This is a genomic window from Methanobrevibacter sp. UBA412, assembly GCA_002495685.1.
In the GTDB taxonomy this organism is placed as follows: domain Archaea; phylum Methanobacteriota; class Methanobacteria; order Methanobacteriales; family Methanobacteriaceae; genus Methanobrevibacter_A; species Methanobrevibacter_A acididurans.
This window is the reverse complement of record DAGJ01000016.1, coordinates 34,316-53,689: the sequence shown is the minus strand read 5'-3', so window position 1 is coordinate 53,689 and position 19,374 is coordinate 34,316. Positions and strand designations below refer to the sequence as shown.

The 19,374-nt window shown below is 26.4% G+C and carries 18 protein-coding genes and 1 riboswitch; of the genes, 7 read left to right on the top strand and 11 right to left on the bottom strand.

The genetic code is table 11. From position 1 onward, the window contains the following. Nucleotides 1-6: 6 nt before the first annotated feature. The 4 genes from pyrB to hisG are packed head-to-tail and all read right to left on the bottom strand — an operon-like array spanning nucleotide 7 to nucleotide 3,137. A complete protein-coding gene (gene pyrB / locus BP997_RS04650) occupies nucleotides 7-942 on the bottom strand; it encodes an aspartate carbamoyltransferase (protein WP_409198283.1) in 936 nt (311 codons plus the stop codon). Nucleotides 943-962: 20 nt separating this feature from the next. Continuing rightward, complete coding sequence (locus BP997_RS04645) at nucleotides 963-1,460, bottom strand: flavodoxin domain-containing protein (protein ID WP_409198284.1); 498 nt, start codon at nucleotides 1,458-1,460, stop codon at nucleotides 963-965. Nucleotides 1,461-1,462: 2 nt separating this feature from the next. After that, a complete protein-coding gene (locus BP997_RS04640; protein ID WP_409198285.1) occupies nucleotides 1,463-2,245 on the bottom strand; it encodes a fumarylacetoacetate hydrolase family protein in 783 nt (260 codons plus the stop codon). 19 nt (nucleotides 2,246-2,264) lie between these two features. Continuing rightward, the gene (gene hisG / locus BP997_RS04635) at nucleotides 2,265-3,137 is read right to left on the bottom strand and encodes an ATP phosphoribosyltransferase (protein WP_413828934.1); all 873 of its coding nucleotides are present in this window, start codon (nucleotides 3,135-3,137) and stop codon (nucleotides 2,265-2,267) included. Nucleotides 3,138-3,280: 143 nt separating this feature from the next. On the opposite strand from hisG, the gene BP997_RS04630 reads away from it, so the two are divergent. Then, nucleotides 3,281-4,585 (top strand): amidohydrolase family protein, encoded by a 1,305-nt coding sequence (locus BP997_RS04630; RefSeq protein ID WP_413828932.1) that lies wholly within the window; start codon nucleotides 3,281-3,283, stop codon nucleotides 4,583-4,585. A gap of 285 nt (nucleotides 4,586-4,870) precedes the next feature. On the opposite strand, the gene tfrA is transcribed toward BP997_RS04630, so the two are convergent. Together tfrA and ribB are read right to left on the bottom strand one after the other, a co-directional pair. Beyond that, on the bottom strand, nucleotides 4,871-6,526 hold the full coding sequence (tfrA, locus tag BP997_RS04625; protein WP_413828930.1) for a fumarate reductase (CoM/CoB) subunit TfrA: 1,656 nt from the start codon (nucleotides 6,524-6,526) through the stop codon (nucleotides 4,871-4,873). A 45-nt stretch (nucleotides 6,527-6,571) separates the two neighbouring features. After that, a complete protein-coding gene (gene ribB / locus BP997_RS04620) occupies nucleotides 6,572-7,210 on the bottom strand; it encodes a 3,4-dihydroxy-2-butanone-4-phosphate synthase (RefSeq protein WP_409198289.1) in 639 nt (212 codons plus the stop codon). Nucleotides 7,211-7,292: 82 nt separating this feature from the next. Further along, nucleotides 7,293-7,439, bottom strand: a riboswitch (FMN riboswitch). 134 nt (nucleotides 7,440-7,573) lie between these two features. Between ribB and BP997_RS04615 the strand changes: the two genes are divergently transcribed. Then, nucleotides 7,574-7,954, top strand: a complete 381-nt coding sequence (locus BP997_RS04615; protein WP_409198290.1) for a DUF120 domain-containing protein — start codon at nucleotides 7,574-7,576, stop codon at nucleotides 7,952-7,954. Here the strand turns inward: BP997_RS04615 and BP997_RS04610 are convergent. Beyond that, a complete protein-coding gene (locus BP997_RS04610; RefSeq protein ID WP_413828928.1) occupies nucleotides 7,951-9,471 on the bottom strand; it encodes an AAA family ATPase in 1,521 nt (506 codons plus the stop codon). The genes BP997_RS04615 and BP997_RS04610 overlap by 4 nt on opposite strands. 58 nt (nucleotides 9,472-9,529) lie before the next feature. Next, nucleotides 9,530-10,909, bottom strand: a complete 1,380-nt coding sequence (gene gatA, locus BP997_RS04605; RefSeq protein ID WP_413828926.1) for an Asp-tRNA(Asn)/Glu-tRNA(Gln) amidotransferase subunit GatA — start codon at nucleotides 10,907-10,909, stop codon at nucleotides 9,530-9,532. 195 nt (nucleotides 10,910-11,104) lie between these two features. On the opposite strand from gatA, the gene BP997_RS04600 reads away from it, so the two are divergent. Continuing rightward, on the top strand, nucleotides 11,105-11,896 hold the full coding sequence (locus BP997_RS04600; protein ID WP_413828924.1) for an HAD family hydrolase: 792 nt from the start codon (nucleotides 11,105-11,107) through the stop codon (nucleotides 11,894-11,896). Here the strand turns inward: BP997_RS04600 and BP997_RS04595 are convergent. Then, on the bottom strand, nucleotides 11,893-12,642 hold the full coding sequence (locus BP997_RS04595) for a sugar phosphate isomerase/epimerase family protein (RefSeq protein ID WP_413828922.1): 750 nt from the start codon (nucleotides 12,640-12,642) through the stop codon (nucleotides 11,893-11,895). The genes BP997_RS04600 and BP997_RS04595 overlap by 4 nt on opposite strands. Nucleotides 12,643-12,800: 158 nt before the next feature. On the opposite strand from BP997_RS04595, the gene BP997_RS04590 reads away from it, so the two are divergent. The 4 genes from BP997_RS04590 to BP997_RS04575 are packed head-to-tail and all read left to right on the top strand — an operon-like array spanning nucleotide 12,801 to nucleotide 16,762. Next, complete coding sequence (locus BP997_RS04590; RefSeq protein WP_413828920.1) at nucleotides 12,801-13,283, top strand: PadR family transcriptional regulator; 483 nt, start codon at nucleotides 12,801-12,803, stop codon at nucleotides 13,281-13,283. Next, a complete protein-coding gene (locus BP997_RS04585; protein WP_413828918.1) occupies nucleotides 13,280-14,344 on the top strand; it encodes an ATP-binding cassette domain-containing protein in 1,065 nt (354 codons plus the stop codon). Before BP997_RS04590 ends, BP997_RS04585 begins: the two co-directional genes overlap by 4 nt. 27 nt (nucleotides 14,345-14,371) lie before the next feature. Beyond that, a complete protein-coding gene (locus tag BP997_RS04580) occupies nucleotides 14,372-15,556 on the top strand; it encodes an ABC transporter permease (RefSeq protein WP_413828916.1) in 1,185 nt (394 codons plus the stop codon). Between the two features lie 12 nt (nucleotides 15,557-15,568). Continuing rightward, entirely contained in the window at nucleotides 15,569-16,762 is a 1,194-nt protein-coding gene (locus BP997_RS04575; RefSeq protein ID WP_413828914.1) for a PQQ-binding-like beta-propeller repeat protein, read from the top strand. Between the two features lie 204 nt (nucleotides 16,763-16,966). Here the strand turns inward: BP997_RS04575 and BP997_RS04570 are convergent, their stop codons facing one another. Further along, nucleotides 16,967-18,496 carry a 2-isopropylmalate synthase gene (locus BP997_RS04570; protein WP_413826773.1) on the bottom strand — a complete coding sequence of 510 codons (1,530 nt, stop codon included), beginning with the start codon at nucleotides 18,494-18,496 and terminating at the stop codon, nucleotides 16,967-16,969. Between the two features lie 81 nt (nucleotides 18,497-18,577). Continuing rightward, nucleotides 18,578-19,372 (bottom strand): DUF63 family protein, encoded by a 795-nt coding sequence (locus BP997_RS04565; RefSeq protein WP_413826754.1) that lies wholly within the window; start codon nucleotides 19,370-19,372, stop codon nucleotides 18,578-18,580. Nucleotides 19,373-19,374: the final 2 nt, after the last annotated feature.

Below are 19,374 nucleotides of genomic sequence, written 5' to 3'. Positions count from 1 at the left end.
TTTACATTATTTTTTTACATTATTTTGAATTATATTTTTTAAAATTGCCATTCTAACAGGAATTGCATTATATGCTTGTTCAAAATATTTATTATATTTAGTATTATCTATATCTGTTGAAATTTCATCTATACGAGGCAATGGGTGCATTACTATTAAATTTTTGTTTTCTACTAATTTTTTATCAATTAAATATGCACCTTTTATTTTTAAATAATCTTCAATATCAGGGAATCTTTCTTTTTGTATTCTGGTTACATATAATACATCAACATCATTAATTACATCTTTTATGTTATTAGTTTCTTTAATTCTAATATTATTCTTTTTTAAATCATGTATTACATCTTTAGGCATTTTTAATTCTTCAGGTGACACAAAAGTCATTTCAACACCATATAATGCTAAAGCATAAACTAATGAATGAACAGTTCGTCCATATTTTAAATCTCCAATTAAAGCTACTTTTAATCCTTCAATTTCACCAAATTCTTTTTTCATAGTATATAAATCTAATAAAGTTTGTGTAGGATGTTGACCAGCACCATCTCCAGCATTTACAACTGGAACATCAACTATTTCTGAGATAAATCGTGATACTCCTTCTAAATCATGCCTAATTACTAAAGCATCTGAATAACCTTCTAACATTTTAGCTGTATCAGCTAAACTTTCTCCTTTAACAACTGAACTAGTATTACTGTTTTGAAAACCAACACAATTTCCACCTAATCTTTTCATTGCGGTTTCAAATGATAATCTAGTTCGAGTAGATGGCTCAAAAAACATCATTCCAAGAATTTTCCCAGATAATGCTTCAGACTTATCTTTAGATTTTGCAATATTTTCAAGTTTATTGGCTTCATTTAATATATAATTAATATCCTCTTTTTCAAAATCTTTAATTGATATCACATTTTTTAGACGAAAAATTTTAATCATTCTCCTTTAAATTTCTTATTTCATCTTATTTTTAATTTATTTATCTCATTCATAAAATCTTGTATTTGATCAAATTTCAGTGATGGTAATTCTTCATCATTTTTTAAATAATTTTCAATTTCATTAATCATTATTTTTTTAGTTATTAAATTACCTTTTTCAGGATGAATTTCATTACCAAAAAATCCAGTTGTTACAGTTGAATCCACTAATCCTTTAGTAAAAGAATCTCTGAAATATTTGTCGATTTCTTTATCATTATTAGCTAAAATAAATAAACCAATATTTTTACCTAATAATGTTTTAATGTTTCTTGAAGTATATTGTTTTATTTGGCTTTGAATTCTTCCTTTGTGTATAGATCCACCTATTATAATAAAATCATATTTTTGTAAACATTCGGATTTTGCTTTATTTATAGGTATTGTAACACATTCTCCTTTAATACCTTTAGCTAAAATTTTAGCTACTTTATGTGTTGTACCATATGTTGTTCCATAAATTATAGCTGTTTTCATATTTAATCCTCTTTTAATTCATTTGTTAAAATTCCAATATCTTCAATTGATATTTTAATTATATCATTTTTATTCATTGGCCCTACACCTGAAGGGGTCCCTGTTGCTATAACATCACCTGGATATAAAGTCATAATATTTGATATATATTCTAGAAGCTTATATGGTGAAAAAATCATATTTTTAGTATTTGAATCTTGTTTTATAGTGTCATTTAAATATACTTTAATATTTTGATTTAAAGGATTCATTTCGGTTTGAACAAAAGGACCTATAGGAGCAAAACTATCAAAACTTTTACCTCTTGTCCATTGTTCGTCTTTAATAGTTAAATCACGTGCAGTTACATCATTTATTATACTATATCCAAAAATATATTTATTAGCAATATCTTGAGTCACATTTTTTGCTTTTTTACCTATAATGATAGCTAATTCGCCTTCATAATCTACTCTTTTTGAGGTTTTAGGATAAATTATTTTATCATTATTTCCAATTACACATGTTGAAGGTTTTATAAAAATTTTTGGTTCTAATGGTAAATTTAAATCCATTTCTTCAGCATGATCTTTGTAATTTAATCCTACACAAACTATTTTACTTGGATTAACAGGATTTATAATTTTAATTTCATTAATATTATAACTTTTAATTAATTCATTTTTTAAATTTGTAATATTCAAATCATTATATTCTAAAATATCATTTTTAATTTCTATTACTTTTTCACCATCATAATATCCATTTTTTATTTGATTTTCTGATATGAATTTTAAAAATTTCATTATATTTACCTGTTTTATTTTAAATAATTCTTTCTATAGGTACAACTAATATATCATGAGCTCCTGCTTTTCTAAGTTTATTAATTAATTCAAATACTTCATCTTCATCAACAACAGCTTGAACAGCAACAGTATCTATTTTAGATAAAACTTCTGATATTGTTGGTCCAGTCATAGCAGGCATAACATCTTTAACATTATTTAAGTCAGCACTAGCAACATTCATCATAATTAATTTTTTTTGTTTTGCATTAATTACTCCACAAATACTAGTTTTTACTTCATCTATCAAGATTTTTTTGTTTTTGTTGTTATTATAAATATTTTTATTAGTTATTAATTTAATAGAACTTTTAAGTAATGTATCTACAATTTTTAAATGATTCATAGTTAAAGTAGTTCCTGTACTAGTTAAATCTGTTATTGCATCTGCAATACCGATAAATGGTGCGATTTCGGTTGATCCTGTTAATTTAACTATTTTAATTTTTTTTAGATTTTTAGAATCTAAATATTTTTTAGTTAAATTTGGAAATTCAGTTGCAATCGCCATTCCATCTTTTAAGTCTTTTTCACTTTTTATTTTTGAATTTTCTGGTGATGCTAAAACGAGGCTAGTTTGTCCGAAATTTAAGTCAGTTAATATTTCTACATCGGCGTTGCTTTCCTTTATTAAATCTAACCCTGTTATACCCATATCTACAATTCCTTCAGCAACAAATTCTGGTATATCTGCTGCTCTTGCAAACATTATGTCAATATTTTCATTATATGTTGATGAAAATAATTTTCTATTTGATGAATCTTTTAATCCCAAACCAGCTTGTTCAATCATTTCTACTGAAGGATTACTAATTCTACCTTTAGATGGTACTGCAATTATTAGTTTCATATTTAGATTTTTCTCCTATCTAATTTTCTTTATTATTTTTAATTTTCTTTAATATTGTATAAATAAATTTTTATAAATTTAATATTTTTATAATAAGAATTTATATACATAATTATATAATTAAAAAAAATGTGGTAAATTTAATGGAAACAAAAACTATATTAATTAAAGATATAACAATTTTAAATCTTGATTTGGGAAATGTAAAAGAATTTCAAGGTTCTGTTTTAATAGAAAATGATAAAATTGCTAAAATTGGTAACAATATTAATGAAAGTGTCGATAAAGTGATTGATGGTAAAGGTAAAATTTTAATGCCTGGGCTTGTTAATACTCATAATCATATTTCAATGAACTTATTTAGAGGTTTAGCTGATGATTTAGAATTAAATACTTGGTTAAATGATCATATTTGGCCGATGGAATCTCATTTAAATTCTAATTATTGTTATATTGGTGCTCTTTTAGCTGCTGTTGAAATGATTAAATCTGGAACAACAACTTTCAATGATATGTATTTTTACATGGGTAGTGTTGCTCAAGCTATTGATAAAGCAGGTATTAGAGGAGTTTTATCTTATGGTATGATTGATTTTGGTGATGAAGAAAAAAGAGAGCATGAATTTAAGGAAAATATTGATTTAATTAAGGATTTTAATAATTCTGCTAATGGTAGAATAACATGTAGGTTTGGTCCTCATTCACCTGTAACATGTTCTAAAGAGCTTTTAGAAAGAGTTAGAGAAGAAGCAAATAAATACAATGTGGGAATTCATATTCATATGAATGAAACTCAAAAAGAAATAAAAGATGTTGTTGATTCTACTGGGATGAGACCTTTTGAATATTTAAATAGTTTAAATTTTTTAAGTTCTGATGTTTTAGCGGCTCATTGTGTGTGGTTATCTGATAATGAAATTGATATTTTAAAACAAAAAGATGTACAAGTTTCTCATAATCCTTGTAGTAATATGAAATTAGCTTCTGGTATTGCTCCTGTTTCAAAATTATTAAATAAAGGGGTCAATGTTTCAATTGGAACTGATGGTGTTGCATCTAATAATAATCTTGATTTATTTGAAGAAATGAAGTTTGCTTCTTTACTTCAAAAAGTAAATGATTTAAATCCCGAAGTATTACCTTCTAATCAAGTTTTTAACATGGCTACAATTAATGGTGCAAAAGCTTTAAGTTTAGATAAAGATATTGGTTCAATTGAAGTTGGTAAAAAAGCTGATTTAATTTTATTAGATAAAAAATCTATTAATATGACTCCAGCTAGTAAAATATCAAGTTCTAATTTAGTTTATTCAGCAAATGGATCTGATGTTTTAACCACTATCTGTAATGGTCAGATTTTAATGGAAGATAAAAAGATTCTATGTTTAAATGAAGATAAAGTTAAGAGTTTAGCTAATGAAGCTATTTTAGAAATGAAAAATTTATAATTTATTCTCTTTTTTTATATTTTTACTAAATTTTGTTTAATTAGACTATTTTATATTTAAAAACAAGATGTAAAATTTGTATATAATCTCAAAATTAGTTATTTTAAATATTAGGTTCATATGTTATTGCACCACCAATACAATAACATATTTTCCCGAACCTAATCCACCATTTTTTTCACCATTTTTTAAAAAAAGTACTATACATAATATTATTTTATATATAGCAATATTTTATTTATTGTAAATAGTATATAAACTTTACACTTTTTAACAATAATTTTTTTATCTTGGTATAAATTTAATGTTATATTGGCTCATAACAATACTTTTTTTCCATTCATCTGTTGTCTCAGGAAAATCTTCTCTAAAATGAGCACCTCTACTTTCTTGTCTGATTATAGCAGATTTAACAACAAGTATAGCTACATCAACCATATTTATTAGTTCTAAACCATCAATAAGTTTTTTATTATATTGTGAGTCGTTTGAAATATTTAAATCTTCTGTTTCTTCTTTTATTTTTAATATATTTTTCAATGCTCTATTTAATCCTTTTTCATTACGAATTATTGAAACATCTTCCCACATTATATTTTTCAATGCATTTTTCAATTTCAATGGATCATATTTTCCTTTTTTGATTAATCCATTAATACGTGATTCTTCATTTTCAATCATTTCTTTATTTATTTCAAATTCTGTATTTTCACAACATTCAGATGCTGAAATACCAGAACGTGCACCAAATACTTGTGTTTCTGCTAAAGCATTTCCACCTAACCTATTTGCACCATGAACACCACCACTAGCTTCTCCAGCTGCAAATAAGTTTTTAATATTGGTTTCACATTTATCATTTATTTTCACTCCACCCATGAAATGATGGGCTGTTGGAGCCACTTCCATTTTTTCTTTTTTAATATTTACTCCAACATCTTCAAATTGTTCAACCATGGTTTTTAATTTTTTATCTATAACTTCATCAGGTAAATGGCTAATGTCTAAGTATACACCATTTCTTTTTGTTCCTCTTCCCTCTCTTATTTCATTATAAATGGATCTTGCAACAACATCACGTGTTGCTAATTCTTTTCTTGGATCATAATTTTCCATAAATCTTTCATTATTTTTATTTAATAAAATTCCACCTTCTCCTCTAACTGCTTCAGTTACAAGAACTCCTGCTTTTGATTTTGGATAAATCATCCCTGTTGGGTGAAATTGAACTTCTTCCATATCTATAACTTCTGCTCCAGCATTAAATGCTAATACATACCCATCTCCATTTTTTTGTATTGTATTTGATGTCACTGGATATAATTGTCCTGCTCCACCACATGCAATTATTACAGATTTTGTTTGGAAAAATATTGTTGAAGAGTCCTTTAATTTTATTCCAACTGCTCCTATTACTTTTGGAAAATTTGGATTTTTTTTACTTAATATTAAAGAAGTAATCATTATTTCATCAAGTGTTTCAATATTTCTTTTAATGATTTCTTCTTTTAATGAGGTTATGATTTCATGGCCTGTACGATCACTTTCATATATTGTTCTTTTAAAAGTTTGACCTCCAAAAGGTCTTTGATTTAGTTTTCCATTTTCTTGTCTATCAAATAATGCTCCATATTCTTCTAAATCTTTTAATCGATCAGGTGATTCATCAACTAATGTTTTAACTAGTTGTTTATCATTTAAATAACTTCCACCTTTTAATGTATCTTTAAAGTGGATTTTTTTATTATCTTCAGGATTCACAGCACCAATTGCAGCATTATATCCTCCTTCTGCCATACCAGTACATCCGGATCTAAATGATAAACCTTTAGAAACAATTACAGGTTTATATCCATTTTTAGCTACTTCTATAGCGGCTCTGCAACCTGCACCTCCAGAACCAATTATTAATACATCAGTTTGATAAATTTCACTTTTCATAAAATCATTCCACATTTATTTATAATATAAAATTATTTTTAATGTTTATGAATTGTTTTTTTTATATTTTATAATGTCTTGAATTGTGACAATAGGTAAGTTTTTTTCCTTTGAAAATTCAATTATTCTAGGCATTCTAGCCATAGTACCATCTTCATTTGTTATTTCACAAAGTACACCTATTGGTTTTAATCCTGCCATACTCATTATATCTACACTAGCTTCTGTGTGTCCATCTCTTTCTAGTACGCCACCTGCTTTAGCTCTTAAAGGAAATACATGGCCGGGATGATTTAAATCTTCAGGTTTAGCATTATCTTTTGAAGCTGCTTTAATAGTTCTTACTCTGTCTGCAGCAGATACTCCTGTGGTAACTCCTTCAGCTGCTTCAATTGTGATTGTAAAAGCAGTTCCATAAGTACTTGTATTATTATCAACCATTAATGGAAGATTTAAAGAGTCTGCTTTTTCAGGTTTTAAACATAAACAAACTATACCACTTCCTTCACGGATTAAAAGTGCCATTTGTTCATTAGTTAATTTTTCAGCTGAAAAGATCATATCTCCTTCATTTTCACGATTTTCATCATCGGTTATGATGATTCCATTTCCATCTCTTACAGATTTTAGTGCTATTTCTACACGTTCTTTAGCTGTACCTTTTAACATTTCTTCATGATTCATAGTAATGTCTCCTAAATAGTTTCTTTTATACATGAACCAGGGCTTAAAAAAAGATTAATACTTTAAATTATATATGTATTTTTCCAATTCTCTTTCATCCAGACTTTAACTGTCGGTTTTGGATTTACACCAAATCAACATTTACAATTTAATTGCAATGCTCGTGGACTTATCAAATTTTTCTTGAATAACCACCGGTGGAGAATTTCACTCCGCCCTGAGAACTTATTAATTTACAAATATGTTTTTATTACTTAAATAAATTTTTATCTTTAATAAATAAATTTATTAAATAAAGATTATAAATTTAAAATAATAAAAAATTATTAAAATTTTTAATTTTTATAATAATTGAGGCAAATAATGGAAATTGAAGGAATAGTAACAACAGGTTATGGAAAAGGTGCATACTTTTTAGGACAAGAATTTTATAAATTAAAATTTCAAGAAAAATGTGGTTTTATACCTTTTCCAGGAACTTTAAATATAATCATACCTGAAGATAAATTAAAAGAGATTAATTCTATAAAAAATAATTGTAATAATACTATTAAACCTGATGAGGGTTTTGGTGGTGTAAAATATATAAAATCTAGATTAAATAACACTGAAAATGGGGCTATAGTTTTTCCTGATAAAACAACACATGAAGAAAACTATTTAGAATTTATTTCTAAAAATAATTTAAGAAAAAAATTAAAATTAAAAGATAATGATATTGTTAAATTATATATAAATATTTAAAAAAAACTTTTATTTTCTTCAAAAGTTAAATATTTATTAAATAATGGTTTATTTCCCATTTTAGCTATTTTTTGAATATTAATATGTTCTTCAATAACTTCTAATGCTAATTTACCAAATAAATCATATCTTATTTCTATTTCTGGAGTTCCTCCTCTTTTTTCTAATTTTACTTTAGGAATAGATAATATATCATTAATACCTGTTTCTTTCTGCACATAAGAACTTACTTCATTAAATATATCCATATCATAAACTTTATTAAATAATATTCCTTTAACATCAATCCCTATTTTATTAAGCATTTTGGTGTGTGAAATTAAGTTAACCGCAGCAGATTCTATCCCTTCTTTATTAACACCAGATATTAATAACATTGGAATGTTAGAAGATGCACAAATTTCAGCTGCAGAATATGGAGTTTTTTTATTTAAAAATCCAGTAAATACACTCATAACTCCTTCAATTAGGACAATATCGTATTGGGATTCTTTTAATTTGTTTAGTGTTTCTTTAATATCTACCCAACCTAAATGTCCTATTTTAATAGAAGCATAATCTTCCATCTTTCCTTTTGTTAAATATAATGAAGTTACAGTATCTCTCACATCTGGCCCTACTTTTAATATACCAACGTTCAATCCTTGATGTCTTAAAGCTCCTGCTAATCCTGTTGTTATAAATGTTTTCCCTGAATCAGACCCTATACTTCCAATACAAATACATAAAGGCATATCTCCTTTTATTTTTTTAAATTCATTAAAGGGATTATTAATATCATTATTAGGTAATTGTTTAATTGTTATACCTGATTCAATACCTATTTCTTTATTTAGTTTAACTTTTAATTCCTTGTTTTTAGAGTAAATGTTTTTAATATCATTCTCATTTGCTCCTATAAAATTTAAAAAATTTTTTATAAGTTCTGGATTTTCATCTAATAAATTATGAAGCATAGTTCCAATCACATTTCCATCATCATTTAATGATCCAGAAATTATTTTATTTTCTACATCTCCATAATTCATCCGTTTAATTGGTGAATAAAATAAGGTTTTTGCATTACCTTTTACTAAACCATATGTATGGCAATGAAAACCTGTTATATCTTCTTCAATATTATCTGTGAGATAAGATTTTGATACAACTTCAGCTGTTACTCTATCATTACTGATTAAAGGTGAAAATTCCACATCTATTAATCCTAATCCTTTTTTTATTATGGGACTTGGTGAATTCCGACCGATATCAATTTGATTACCTAAAATTTGATATCCTGCACAAATTCCAATAATTGGTTTTTCTTCTTTTGCCATTAATTTAATTTCTTTAAATATATTTTCATTTAAAGAATTAGATTCAATCAATGTTCCTCCTGGTATAATTAAAGCATCTAATTCTTTATGTATGGGTAATCCATTTATTAAACCATTTGATTTTATTAAATTTGTAGGTAAATTACCAAAATCTTCAAATCCTGGTACAGTTCCTTTTAAATAAGTTAATCCAATTTTCAACTTTATCAAATCCTAATAAATATTAAAAAATTAAAAAAAAAAGAGATATATTAAGTATTTAATTATTTTCTAAAGCAGCCATTACTTTAATAATTTTATCATCATCTAATGGTTTAGCTTGTAATTGTAAACCTACAGGAATACCATCAACTTCTCCAGCTTTAATACTTCCTGCAGGAATACCTGCTAAATTAGCTATTACAGTTAAAGTGTCGTAAGCATACATTTCCATAGGTGTTAAATTTTCTCCAATTTTATGTGGTAATTTAGGAACAGTTGGGCCTACTATTAAATCAACATCTTCTAATATTTCGTTAATATTATTTCTAATAAGTGATCTTGATTGTAATGCTTTTTTATAATATTTTCCACTAAATTCTTTTTGTGATATGTAAGATCCCATTTTAATTCTTCTTAAAACTTCATCTCCGCATACTTCTTCTATTCTATGACCATATTTTCTACCATCATATTTTCTAGTTGCAGAGAAAAATTCCACATAATTAATTAAGTAATATGTAGGTAAACATAAATCAATATAATTAAAATTAATTTCTATAATTTCAGCACCTAATTCTTCTAATTTACCTATTGATTCATCTATTATTTTATTAATTTCAGAATCAGTAATTTCACTAAATTGTTTACATTTAGCTATTTTCATGCCTTTTAATGGTTTGTTTCCTTTTTGGTTTGTAGCTATTTCTGTAAAATTTGGTGAATCCCACTTTAAGGTTGTACATTCAGAGGGGTCATATGAAATTATTGTATCTAATGCTAAAGCTATTCCAGTTATGTCATTAGACATAGGACCTATTTGATCTAAACTCATAGCTAAGTCTAATAATCCTTGTCTAGAAACAGCTCCGTATGTTGGTTTAAAACCTATTACTCCACAATGTGATGCCGGATTTCTTATAGAACCTCCAGTATCTGAACCAATTGATATATCACACATGTTGGCTGAAACTGCTGCTGCACTCCCTCCACTTGATCCTCCTGGGATTCTACCTGGTGCTGCAGGGTTATTTGTTGTTCCATACATAGATGTTTCAGTTGAACTTCCAGCAGCAAATTCATCCATATTTGTTATTCCAATGATTATCCCATCAGCTTCTTTGATTTTTTTAGTAACAGTTGCATCATAGCTTCCTATATAATTATCAAGTGTTTTTGATGCTGCAGATATGATTTTGTCTTCAATATTGATATTTGCTTTTATACCAAATACTAAACCAGCTAAAGAACCTACTTTTTTACCATTCTTTATCTTATCATCTATTTCGTTAGCTTTATTTAATGCATCTTCTTTATTTATATATACGAAAGCATTAATTTCATTATTTTTTTCATCTATAATTTTTAAGTAATTTTCTAAATTTTCTTTTGCTGTTAACTCTTGATTTTTGATGGAATTTAATTTTTCAATAATATTCATTAAAACACCTAATTTAATAATTTTGATAAGTAATGTTAAAATTTTATAATATTTTTTTTATACTTAATTAATAATAATTAGATTTGTTTTTTTTGTTTAAATAATTTAAGTAAAATATTTTTATAAATAAAAAGTATTTTTAATAATTTAAGATAATATATTAATATATATACTTTTATTATTGTGGTTGTTATTATGGATAAAGCAGTTGTTTTTGATAATTCTGGAACTTTACTTGAAAGATATAGAGCAATTAAAAATTTATCTACTGGAAAAATTTTCACTAATATTAATTCCCTTCAACTAATTGATGATTTAGGAAATGCTGCTTTGGTAATTCTTCAATTTAATTCTTCATGTTTAACAAAACTTGACCCTAATGTTAAAATTTATGATTTAATTAGAAAATATGATATTGAATTTGATGTTAGTTATTCTAATTATCCTGTTAGTAAAGAAGATGTTTTGAGTATATTAGAAAATGATTCTTCTATTATAGGTGATATATCTGATGCATTTGATGTTTTGGGGGGTAAAGTTAAGAATATGCATTTATGTAATGGATCTGCAATTATATTGGATCTTAATTATCATAAAGTTGCTTATACTATTACTTCTGCAGGAAAATTATTTCCTAAAGTTCTTTTTACAGTTAATGAACTTAAAAAAAAGGGAGTTAATGTTTATATAGCTTCTGGTGATCGTTCTGGAGCTATTAAAAAGTTGGCTAATATAATTCAAATAGATGAGAGTAATGCTTTTCCTACAGCTGATTCTAAAAATAAATGTGAAATTGTGTCTAGTTTACAAAATCAAGGCTTTAATGTCATGATGGTTGGAGATGGCCCAAATGATATTTTAGCTTTTAATAAAGCTAATGTATCTGTTTTAACTTTAGAACAAAAAGAAGAAGTTTCTCCTAAAATGTTTGATCATGCAGATTATGTTATTCATGATATTTCTGAAGTTTTAAATATTGATTTTTAATTTATTATTTTTTCTAATACTTTTTTACTTTCTAATACTTTTTGATAATTATTTAGTTCTAATATACCATTTTGTACTTGTTTTAATAGATTTAAATCTAATGTGCCTTTTCCTAATATGGTATGTTGATCTTTAATTCCGTCATTGTCGCTTAAGTGGCAGTATGCTCTGTTAGGTATTTCTAAAAATTCAGGAGTGTTTTCACATGTATTGGCATGTCCTAAATCTATTGTAACTGAGCAGTTTGTTTCTTCTACTATTTTTGTTAATTCTTCTGGTTTTGTGCATAAAAATTTTGGTTTTCCCGGCATATTCTCCACTGATACTTTTGTTTCCATACCTTCTGCATACTCCACACATTCTTTAATGGATTCTGTTGTTAATTTTAATGCCATTTTTCTAATTCTATCTTCTATTCTTCCTATTTGTCCAGGATGAATTGTTATGGCTTTTGCCCCAATTTCATTTGCTAAATCTAAAGTTCTTAATGTTTGTCTTATTGATTCTTTTCTTATTCCTCGATTGATACTTGCTATGTTTAAATCTACTGTAGGTGCATGTAGGTAATAATCAAAATCGTATGATTTAAATGGTTCTAACATTTCTTTATTTTTTAATAAGTATTCTGGACTATAGAATCCCTCTGTTAATAGTTCAATCATGTTAAATTTGTCTTTTTTAGCTATATTTAACATTTCATCTATAGGTTTCATAAATAGTGCTAAAGTTGAAAATCCTATATTCATTTTTTCATTTCTCCTGTATTGATTTAATAATAATAATATTTTATTTTCCTATACATTTATATATATTAAATTTATATATAAAATTTTAATATATCAAAAATTAATATATGAATTTTTATTTTTAAAATATAAATTATCATAAAAAATTGGAGGAAAAAATGGATGAGAAAAAATTTAGTGATATAGATATTGAAGAAAACTTAAAAATAAAGAAAAGCATTATTAAACAGATTCATAATGGTTTTTATAGAATTATAATCTTATGGGAAGTTAATAAAGCTCCTATTCATGGTTATGGGATCATGAAAAAAATAGATTTATTCTTTCAAAAACAAATTGATGAAAATATTATAAAAAAATCTAACCCTAGTAAAATATATCCAATTTTAAAAAAAATGGAACAAAGTGGAGTTATACAAGGTTACTGGGATATTAATGATAATAATAAAAAAGTTAAATTTTATGAAATAACTAATAAGGGAAAAATTATTTTAAATTCTGTTAAATATCGATTTCATGATGTAGGTTCTAATCCTATTTGGTCAGAATTTATGCAAGACATGATTTTAAACCCTATAATTGATGAAGAATTAAATAATCAGCAATTTTTTAATAGTAAAAATTGTGAGGTGAATAAATGAAATATGCAATAGAAACTTATGATTTAACAAAAAAATATAAAAATTTCACGGCTGTTAATTCTATTAATTTTAAAATACCGAAAGGAAGTATTTTTGGAATGTTGGGGCCTAATGGTGCAGGAAAAACTACTACAATTAAAATGTTAAATTGTTTAACTCAACCAACTTCTGGAACTGCATCAGTTGCGGGATTTGATGTGCAAGAAGATCCTAATGAAGTTCGGGAAAAAATCGGGATGGTTCCTCAAGCTGTTAGTTTATATAAGGATTTAACTGTTCGGGAAAATGCGGAGTTATGTTCTGATTATTATGGAATTCCTGATGAAGAAAAAAATGATAGGATAGAAAGTTTAATGGAATTAGTGGATATTTCATATGCAAAAGATAAATTGATTTCTCAATTGTCTGGAGGGCAAAAACAAAAAGCTTCTTTAGTTGCTAGTTTAGTTCATCGTCCAGATATTTTATTTTTAGATGAACCAACTATTGGTTTAGATCCTACTACTAAAAGAGTCTTATGGAACCTTATTAAAGATTTAAATAATAGTGGCCATACCATTATTTTATGTTCCCATGATATGCACGAAGTAGATATGTTATGTGATAATGTTGGTATTATAAACACAGGGAAACTAGTTGCTTATGATACTCCTCAAGGCTTAAAAGATTATTTATTAAAAGATGAAAAAAGGGAATATGAAAAAAATATTTCTCATACTTTAAATGAAGTACATACGGAAACAGGTAGTAATTTACCTATTAATCTTTCTCAAAATCAGGATAATATTTATTTGAAAAAAATGTCCTTTGTTATTGAAAATCAAAATGAAGAAATTATTAATTCAATTAAAGCTATAAAACATGTTAATGAAGTTAAATTAGGTGAAAATAACCGTGTTAATTTAAAAATAAGTAGTTTTGATGATGATGTAGTAAATGATGTTATTAAAACAATAATTTCTAAAAATGGAAAAATTAGTGCAGTATCTACTGAAGAACCATCATTAGAGGATGTTTTCATGAAAGTTACATCAGAGGTTGATAAAGATGCAAGAGCATAGAAATATTTTACTTGATTGGGTGATGGTATGCTAGAATTTAAAAAACTTAGTTGGATGGTTAAAAAAGAATGGTTAAGTTTAAGAAGACATCCAGGTAGATTAGTTTCTATTATTGCATTTCCTATAATTATGATTTTATTATTTGGATATGGTATGGGTGGAGATTTATCTAATTTGCCTGTTGTTGTTGTTTCTCAAGATCATGGTGATTTAACTGATTTAACATTAAATACAATTAAATCTGAGGATATTTATCATGTGGTAAATATTACTTCAGATACAAGTGCTGCTAAGGAAATGGTGGATTCTGGGCAGGTTAAAGCTGCAATTATTTTACCTGCTAATTATGATAGTTCGGATGGTCAACAAAAAACGGCTACTTTGTACTTAGATTCTTCAGATCAAATGGGTTCACAGACTTTAGTACCTGCTACTCAAAGTATTTTTAATCAACTTTCTATTAAACAGGCAACTGCACAACAAGCTTCAACTATGGGTTCTAATGGGACCAATGTTGTAACAGAAGATGCTGATACTAGTGGTTCATTGTCTGCAAGTTTAGATAGTGCTAAATCTACAATTAATCTTCAAATTAATAGAATTTATGGTAATATTAAATATATGGATTTCTTAGTACCTGCAATTTTAGGAATGACTGTTATGATGTCTTGTATGATGGGTATGGGTGCATCTATTGCTGGTGAACGAGAAACAGGAGAATTAGCTAGATTATTCATGACACCTACCAGTGTAGCGACAGTTATTGGAGGAAAAATTTTAGGAAAGTTATCAGTTGAAATGTTTAGATCAATTGTTTTGTTGGTTTCTGCTATTATATTGTTCAGTATTACAATTAAAGGAGGAATAATTCCTACATTAATATTATTATTCTTAGGAGCATTATGTTTTGTTGGTTTTGGTATTATGTTGTCAGCAAGAACTGCTACTCAAGAAGATTATACTCAATTAGTAATGCCTTTTGCAATGCCAATGATGTTTGTATCTGGAGTTTTTTATCCTATAGAAACTATGCCTTGGATTTTACAGAAATTGGCTTATGTATTTCCTTTAACATATTTAAATGATGCTATGAGAGCTATAATGATTAAAGGACAAACTTTAGGGGATGTTTGGTTAGATATTGCTGTTTTATTAGGATTTACATTATTGTTCTTCTTAATTGGTGTTAAAAGATTTAATAGGGATGTTTAAAAGTGATAAGTTATGTCAAGAAATAAATCAATATTAATTTTATTTATGATTTTAATCATAAGTATTAGTCCTATTTATGGAGCATCTGCCGATTGGGCAATGTTTCAACAGGATGAAAGTCATGAAGGTTTTATAGAAGAAGCTTCTGATTTTGTTACAAATTTATGGTCTTTTAATATGGGAAGTTCAATTTATTCTACTCCTGTAATCCATGGAGACAATATTTATGTTGTATCAAATGATGGAATTTTAAAGTCTATTGATATGGAAGATGGAACTCAGGATTGGTCATATAATTTAGGCACTAAAGTTACTGCTTCACCTGTCATTGTGAATAATACTTTATTTGTAGGAGGTGAAGATGGTTCTATGTATGCTTATGATATTCAAAATAAAAATTTGAAATGGCAATATGATACATCTAAACCTATTGAATCTACTGCTTCAGTAAATAATGGTACAGTTTATTTTGGTTCAGATAATGGTCATGTTTATGGTCTAGATTCTGTAGATGGTTCTAATGTTTATGATGTAGCTGTTGGTGGGAAAATTATTTCTTCTCCTACTGTTGTTAATCAAACAATTTATGTTGGGTCAACTAATAATGAAATAGTTGCTTTAGATATTAATTCTAAAAATCAAACATGGTCTTACACTACTGGTGATGAAGTAAGATCTTCTCCAGCTGTTTCTAATGGTACTGTATTTATAGGTTCTTCTGATGGAACATTATATGCATTAAATCAAACTGATGGTTCAGTTAATTGGAAATATGATTCAAGCAACAAGATTTTATCATCTCCAACTGTAGATGAATATAATAATAATGTTTATGTTGGTTCTGATTCTGGTAATGTGTCTTGTTTAGATACACGGGATGGAACATTTAAATGGGCTTATTCTACTGGAGATAAAGTACAATCTACTCCTGCTTTATATAATGGTGGTTTAGTAGTTGGTTCAAATGATGGTAGTGCATATATATTGAATAAATTTACAGGAGAATGTAATTTTAGTTTTAATCCAGGATATTTCTTTTTCAATAGTCCAATATCCGCTTCACCTGTTATTTATGGTGATAGTTTATTTATTAGTGGTCATGATGGTTATTTATATTCTTTAAATGATCAAAAAAATGAAGCTCCTGCATCTATATTTTTATATTATGCTATTGTTATCATAATAGTCTTTATAGCGGTTATTTAATTACTTATTAGATTTTTAAAAAATATAAAGAATAAAAATAAAATAAAAAATAAATCCCATAATCAGAAAGTTTCTGATGAGGAAGAAGAAAAAGAAATAATCGACAAGGAAAATCAGGAAAAATTATAAAAATTTAATAATTTTTAGCTAAAATATCATTAAATATTTTTAACTATTTTAGCTAAAATCTTTTTTAATTTTAATTTAATCAATACTTTTTTTAATTAATATTATCTTATTTATGGAGTTTATTACAGCTAATACACTAGCCATTATAACATCGTCATTTGTTGCTCTTCCTGTAGCTTTATTTTTATTATTATCTGATGTTATAGCAAAAACTTCTGCTAATGCATCTGTACCGCCAGTTATTGCATCTAAATGATATGCTTCTAAATTAATATTTATTTTCTCTTCCACTAATGATTTTATTGCATTGAAAGCTGCATCTATAGGTCCTACACCTATTTCAGATGTTTCTTTAATTTTATCATCTATTAATAATTTTACTGTTGCTGTTGCAGAAACTGATTCACCACTCACAACTGTTAATCCTAATAATTTTATTGCTTCTTCTTGTGCAGTACTGATTTCTGTTATGGCGATTGATTTAACATCTGCATCTGTTAAAATTTTTCCTTTATCTCCTAACTCTTTAATTTGTCTATAAACAGAATAAAATTCATTTTCAGTTAAATCTAAATTAAACTCTGAAATTTTAGCTTTCAATGCATTTACTCCAGTATGTTTACCTAATGCTATTTTTCTTGATTGTCCCACTAATTCTGGAGGTATAGGTTCATATGTAGAACTATTTTTAAGAATTCCTTGGACATGAATACCAGCTTCATGTGCAAATGCATTTTTCCCTACAATTGGTTTATTTGGAGATAAGTTAAATCCAGTAATTTTACTCACAAAATCAGATAAATTATATAATTTTGTGGTATCAACATCTAAATCTATTCCATAAGCTATTTTTAGGGTCATGATAAATTCTTCTAATGATGCATTACCTCCTCTTTCACCAATACCATTAACAGTTAAATGTGCTTGTTTAACTCCTTCTTCTATAGCAATAACTGAATTTGCCACTGCTAAACCAAAATCATTATGAAAGTGTACACTTAATGGAACATTTATATTAGGTTTTAATTGTCTAATTAACTCTTTAGTGGTTATAGGTACTAATATTCCTACTGTATCAGGAATATTAATTACATCAACCTTTGCTTCTTCTGCTGCTTTATAAACTTTTAATAAATAGTCTAGTTCTGTTCTTGTAGCATCTTCTGCAGAAAATTCCACAGTTAAACCATGATCTTTTGCATATTCTATTGTATCAACTGTTTTTTCAATAATTTCTTCTTTAGACATTCTCAATTTATAATCTCTGTGAAGAGGAGAGGTTCCTATGAATGTATGAATATAGTTTAAATTAGAATCTAATACTGCATCTACATCTTTTTTTAAAGCTCTAGATAATCCACATAATTCTGCATTTAATCCACATTTGCTTAATTTTCTAGCTGTTTCTTTTTCTCCTTCAGAAACTATTGGAAAACCAATTTCTATAGTGTCAACACCTAATTTATCTAATTTTTCAGCAATTTTGATTTTTTCTATTGGTGTTAATGCTATTCCAGGTGCTTGTTCTCCATCTCTTAATGTAGTGTCAAATAGATTTATCTTATCTGCAATGTCCATTTTTTTCTTTAATCTATTGATGTCTATACTATACACAGTAATTCCTCATTTTTGTATATTTTACATTATTTAATAAAATTTTGTTATAAGTTTTATTTACAAATTTATTTAAAAACTACTTATTGCTATTGTGATTATATTTCTCAAACCTGGTGCTAGTCCTAATACAAAGATTGTTAATTTTAAAAGTCCATTAATATTTTCATCATCAATGTATTTGTCAGTTATGTATAATGCAAATGAAATTACAATAATTTTCAATGGAATCATTGTTGCAGCAGTATTTATATAAAAATGGATAAAATTTGGTAAGACATGTTGTTCATAGTAACCTAAATAATCCACTGCTACAAATGTTGAACTTGCATCTAATAAATGTGCTGATAAAATTGATAGATTTAATTTATTATTATATAATTTCCATTTTTTCCCTAGTATATAAAAACTTATTGTTAATATTAACCAGACTATTATAATTAATGATATTGAATTTATATTAAAATTAGGAATTTTTGATAGTGGAATTATTAATATTGTTAATCCTATTAAAAATATTGTGTATCTATAATCTAAATTTTTTGTTTTGTTTAAATAATAACCTATTAAAAGGGAGGTGATAGCTAAAATACCCACTAAAAAGTATATTCCGGGGGTGATTAAAAATATTGTTTTTGGATAAATATTATTATCTACTAATGCACGAATAATTGTTCCAAAAAATATGAAGGGAATTAATGAATAAATTATATCTTTTGGATTGATTTTTAGGTGGTTAAATAATTTTAATATTAAAAATAATATGATTATTAATATTATTCCGTAAATTAACGTGTTTAAAACTGTGTATCCTGAGAAAAATATGTTCTGAATTGTTGTTGGTAAAAATTGATCTATTGTTGGCATTT

Coding starts and splice junctions, on each gene's coding strand:
- pyrB (WP_409198283.1), bottom strand. CDS start 942: ATGATTAAAATTTTTCGTCTAAAAAATGTGATATCAATTAAAGATTTT.
- BP997_RS04645 (WP_409198284.1), bottom strand. CDS start 1,460: ATGAAAACAGCTATAATTTATGGAACAACATATGGTACAACACATAAA.
- BP997_RS04640 (WP_409198285.1), bottom strand. CDS start 2,245: ATGAAATTTTTAAAATTCATATCAGAAAATCAAATAAAAAATGGATAT.
- hisG (WP_413828934.1), bottom strand. CDS start 3,137: ATGAAACTAATAATTGCAGTACCATCTAAAGGTAGAATTAGTAATCCT.
- BP997_RS04630 (WP_413828932.1), top strand. CDS start 3,281: ATGGAAACAAAAACTATATTAATTAAAGATATAACAATTTTAAATCTT.
- tfrA (WP_413828930.1), bottom strand. CDS start 6,526: ATGAAAAGTGAAATTTATCAAACTGATGTATTAATAATTGGTTCTGGA.
- ribB (WP_409198289.1), bottom strand. CDS start 7,210: ATGAATCATGAAGAAATGTTAAAAGGTACAGCTAAAGAACGTGTAGAA.
- BP997_RS04615 (WP_409198290.1), top strand. CDS start 7,574: ATGGAAATTGAAGGAATAGTAACAACAGGTTATGGAAAAGGTGCATAC.
- gatA (WP_413828926.1), bottom strand. CDS start 10,909: ATGAATATTATTGAAAAATTAAATTCCATCAAAAATCAAGAGTTAACA.
- BP997_RS04600 (WP_413828924.1), top strand. CDS start 11,105: ATGGATAAAGCAGTTGTTTTTGATAATTCTGGAACTTTACTTGAAAGA.
- BP997_RS04595 (WP_413828922.1), bottom strand. CDS start 12,642: ATGAATATAGGATTTTCAACTTTAGCACTATTTATGAAACCTATAGAT.
- BP997_RS04590 (WP_413828920.1), top strand. CDS start 12,801: ATGGATGAGAAAAAATTTAGTGATATAGATATTGAAGAAAACTTAAAA.
- BP997_RS04585 (WP_413828918.1), top strand. CDS start 13,280: ATGAAATATGCAATAGAAACTTATGATTTAACAAAAAAATATAAAAAT.
- BP997_RS04580 (WP_413828916.1), top strand. CDS start 14,372: ATGCTAGAATTTAAAAAACTTAGTTGGATGGTTAAAAAAGAATGGTTA.
- BP997_RS04575 (WP_413828914.1), top strand. CDS start 15,569: ATGTCAAGAAATAAATCAATATTAATTTTATTTATGATTTTAATCATA.
- BP997_RS04565 (WP_413826754.1), bottom strand. CDS start 19,372: ATGCCAACAATAGATCAATTTTTACCAACAACAATTCAGAACATATTT.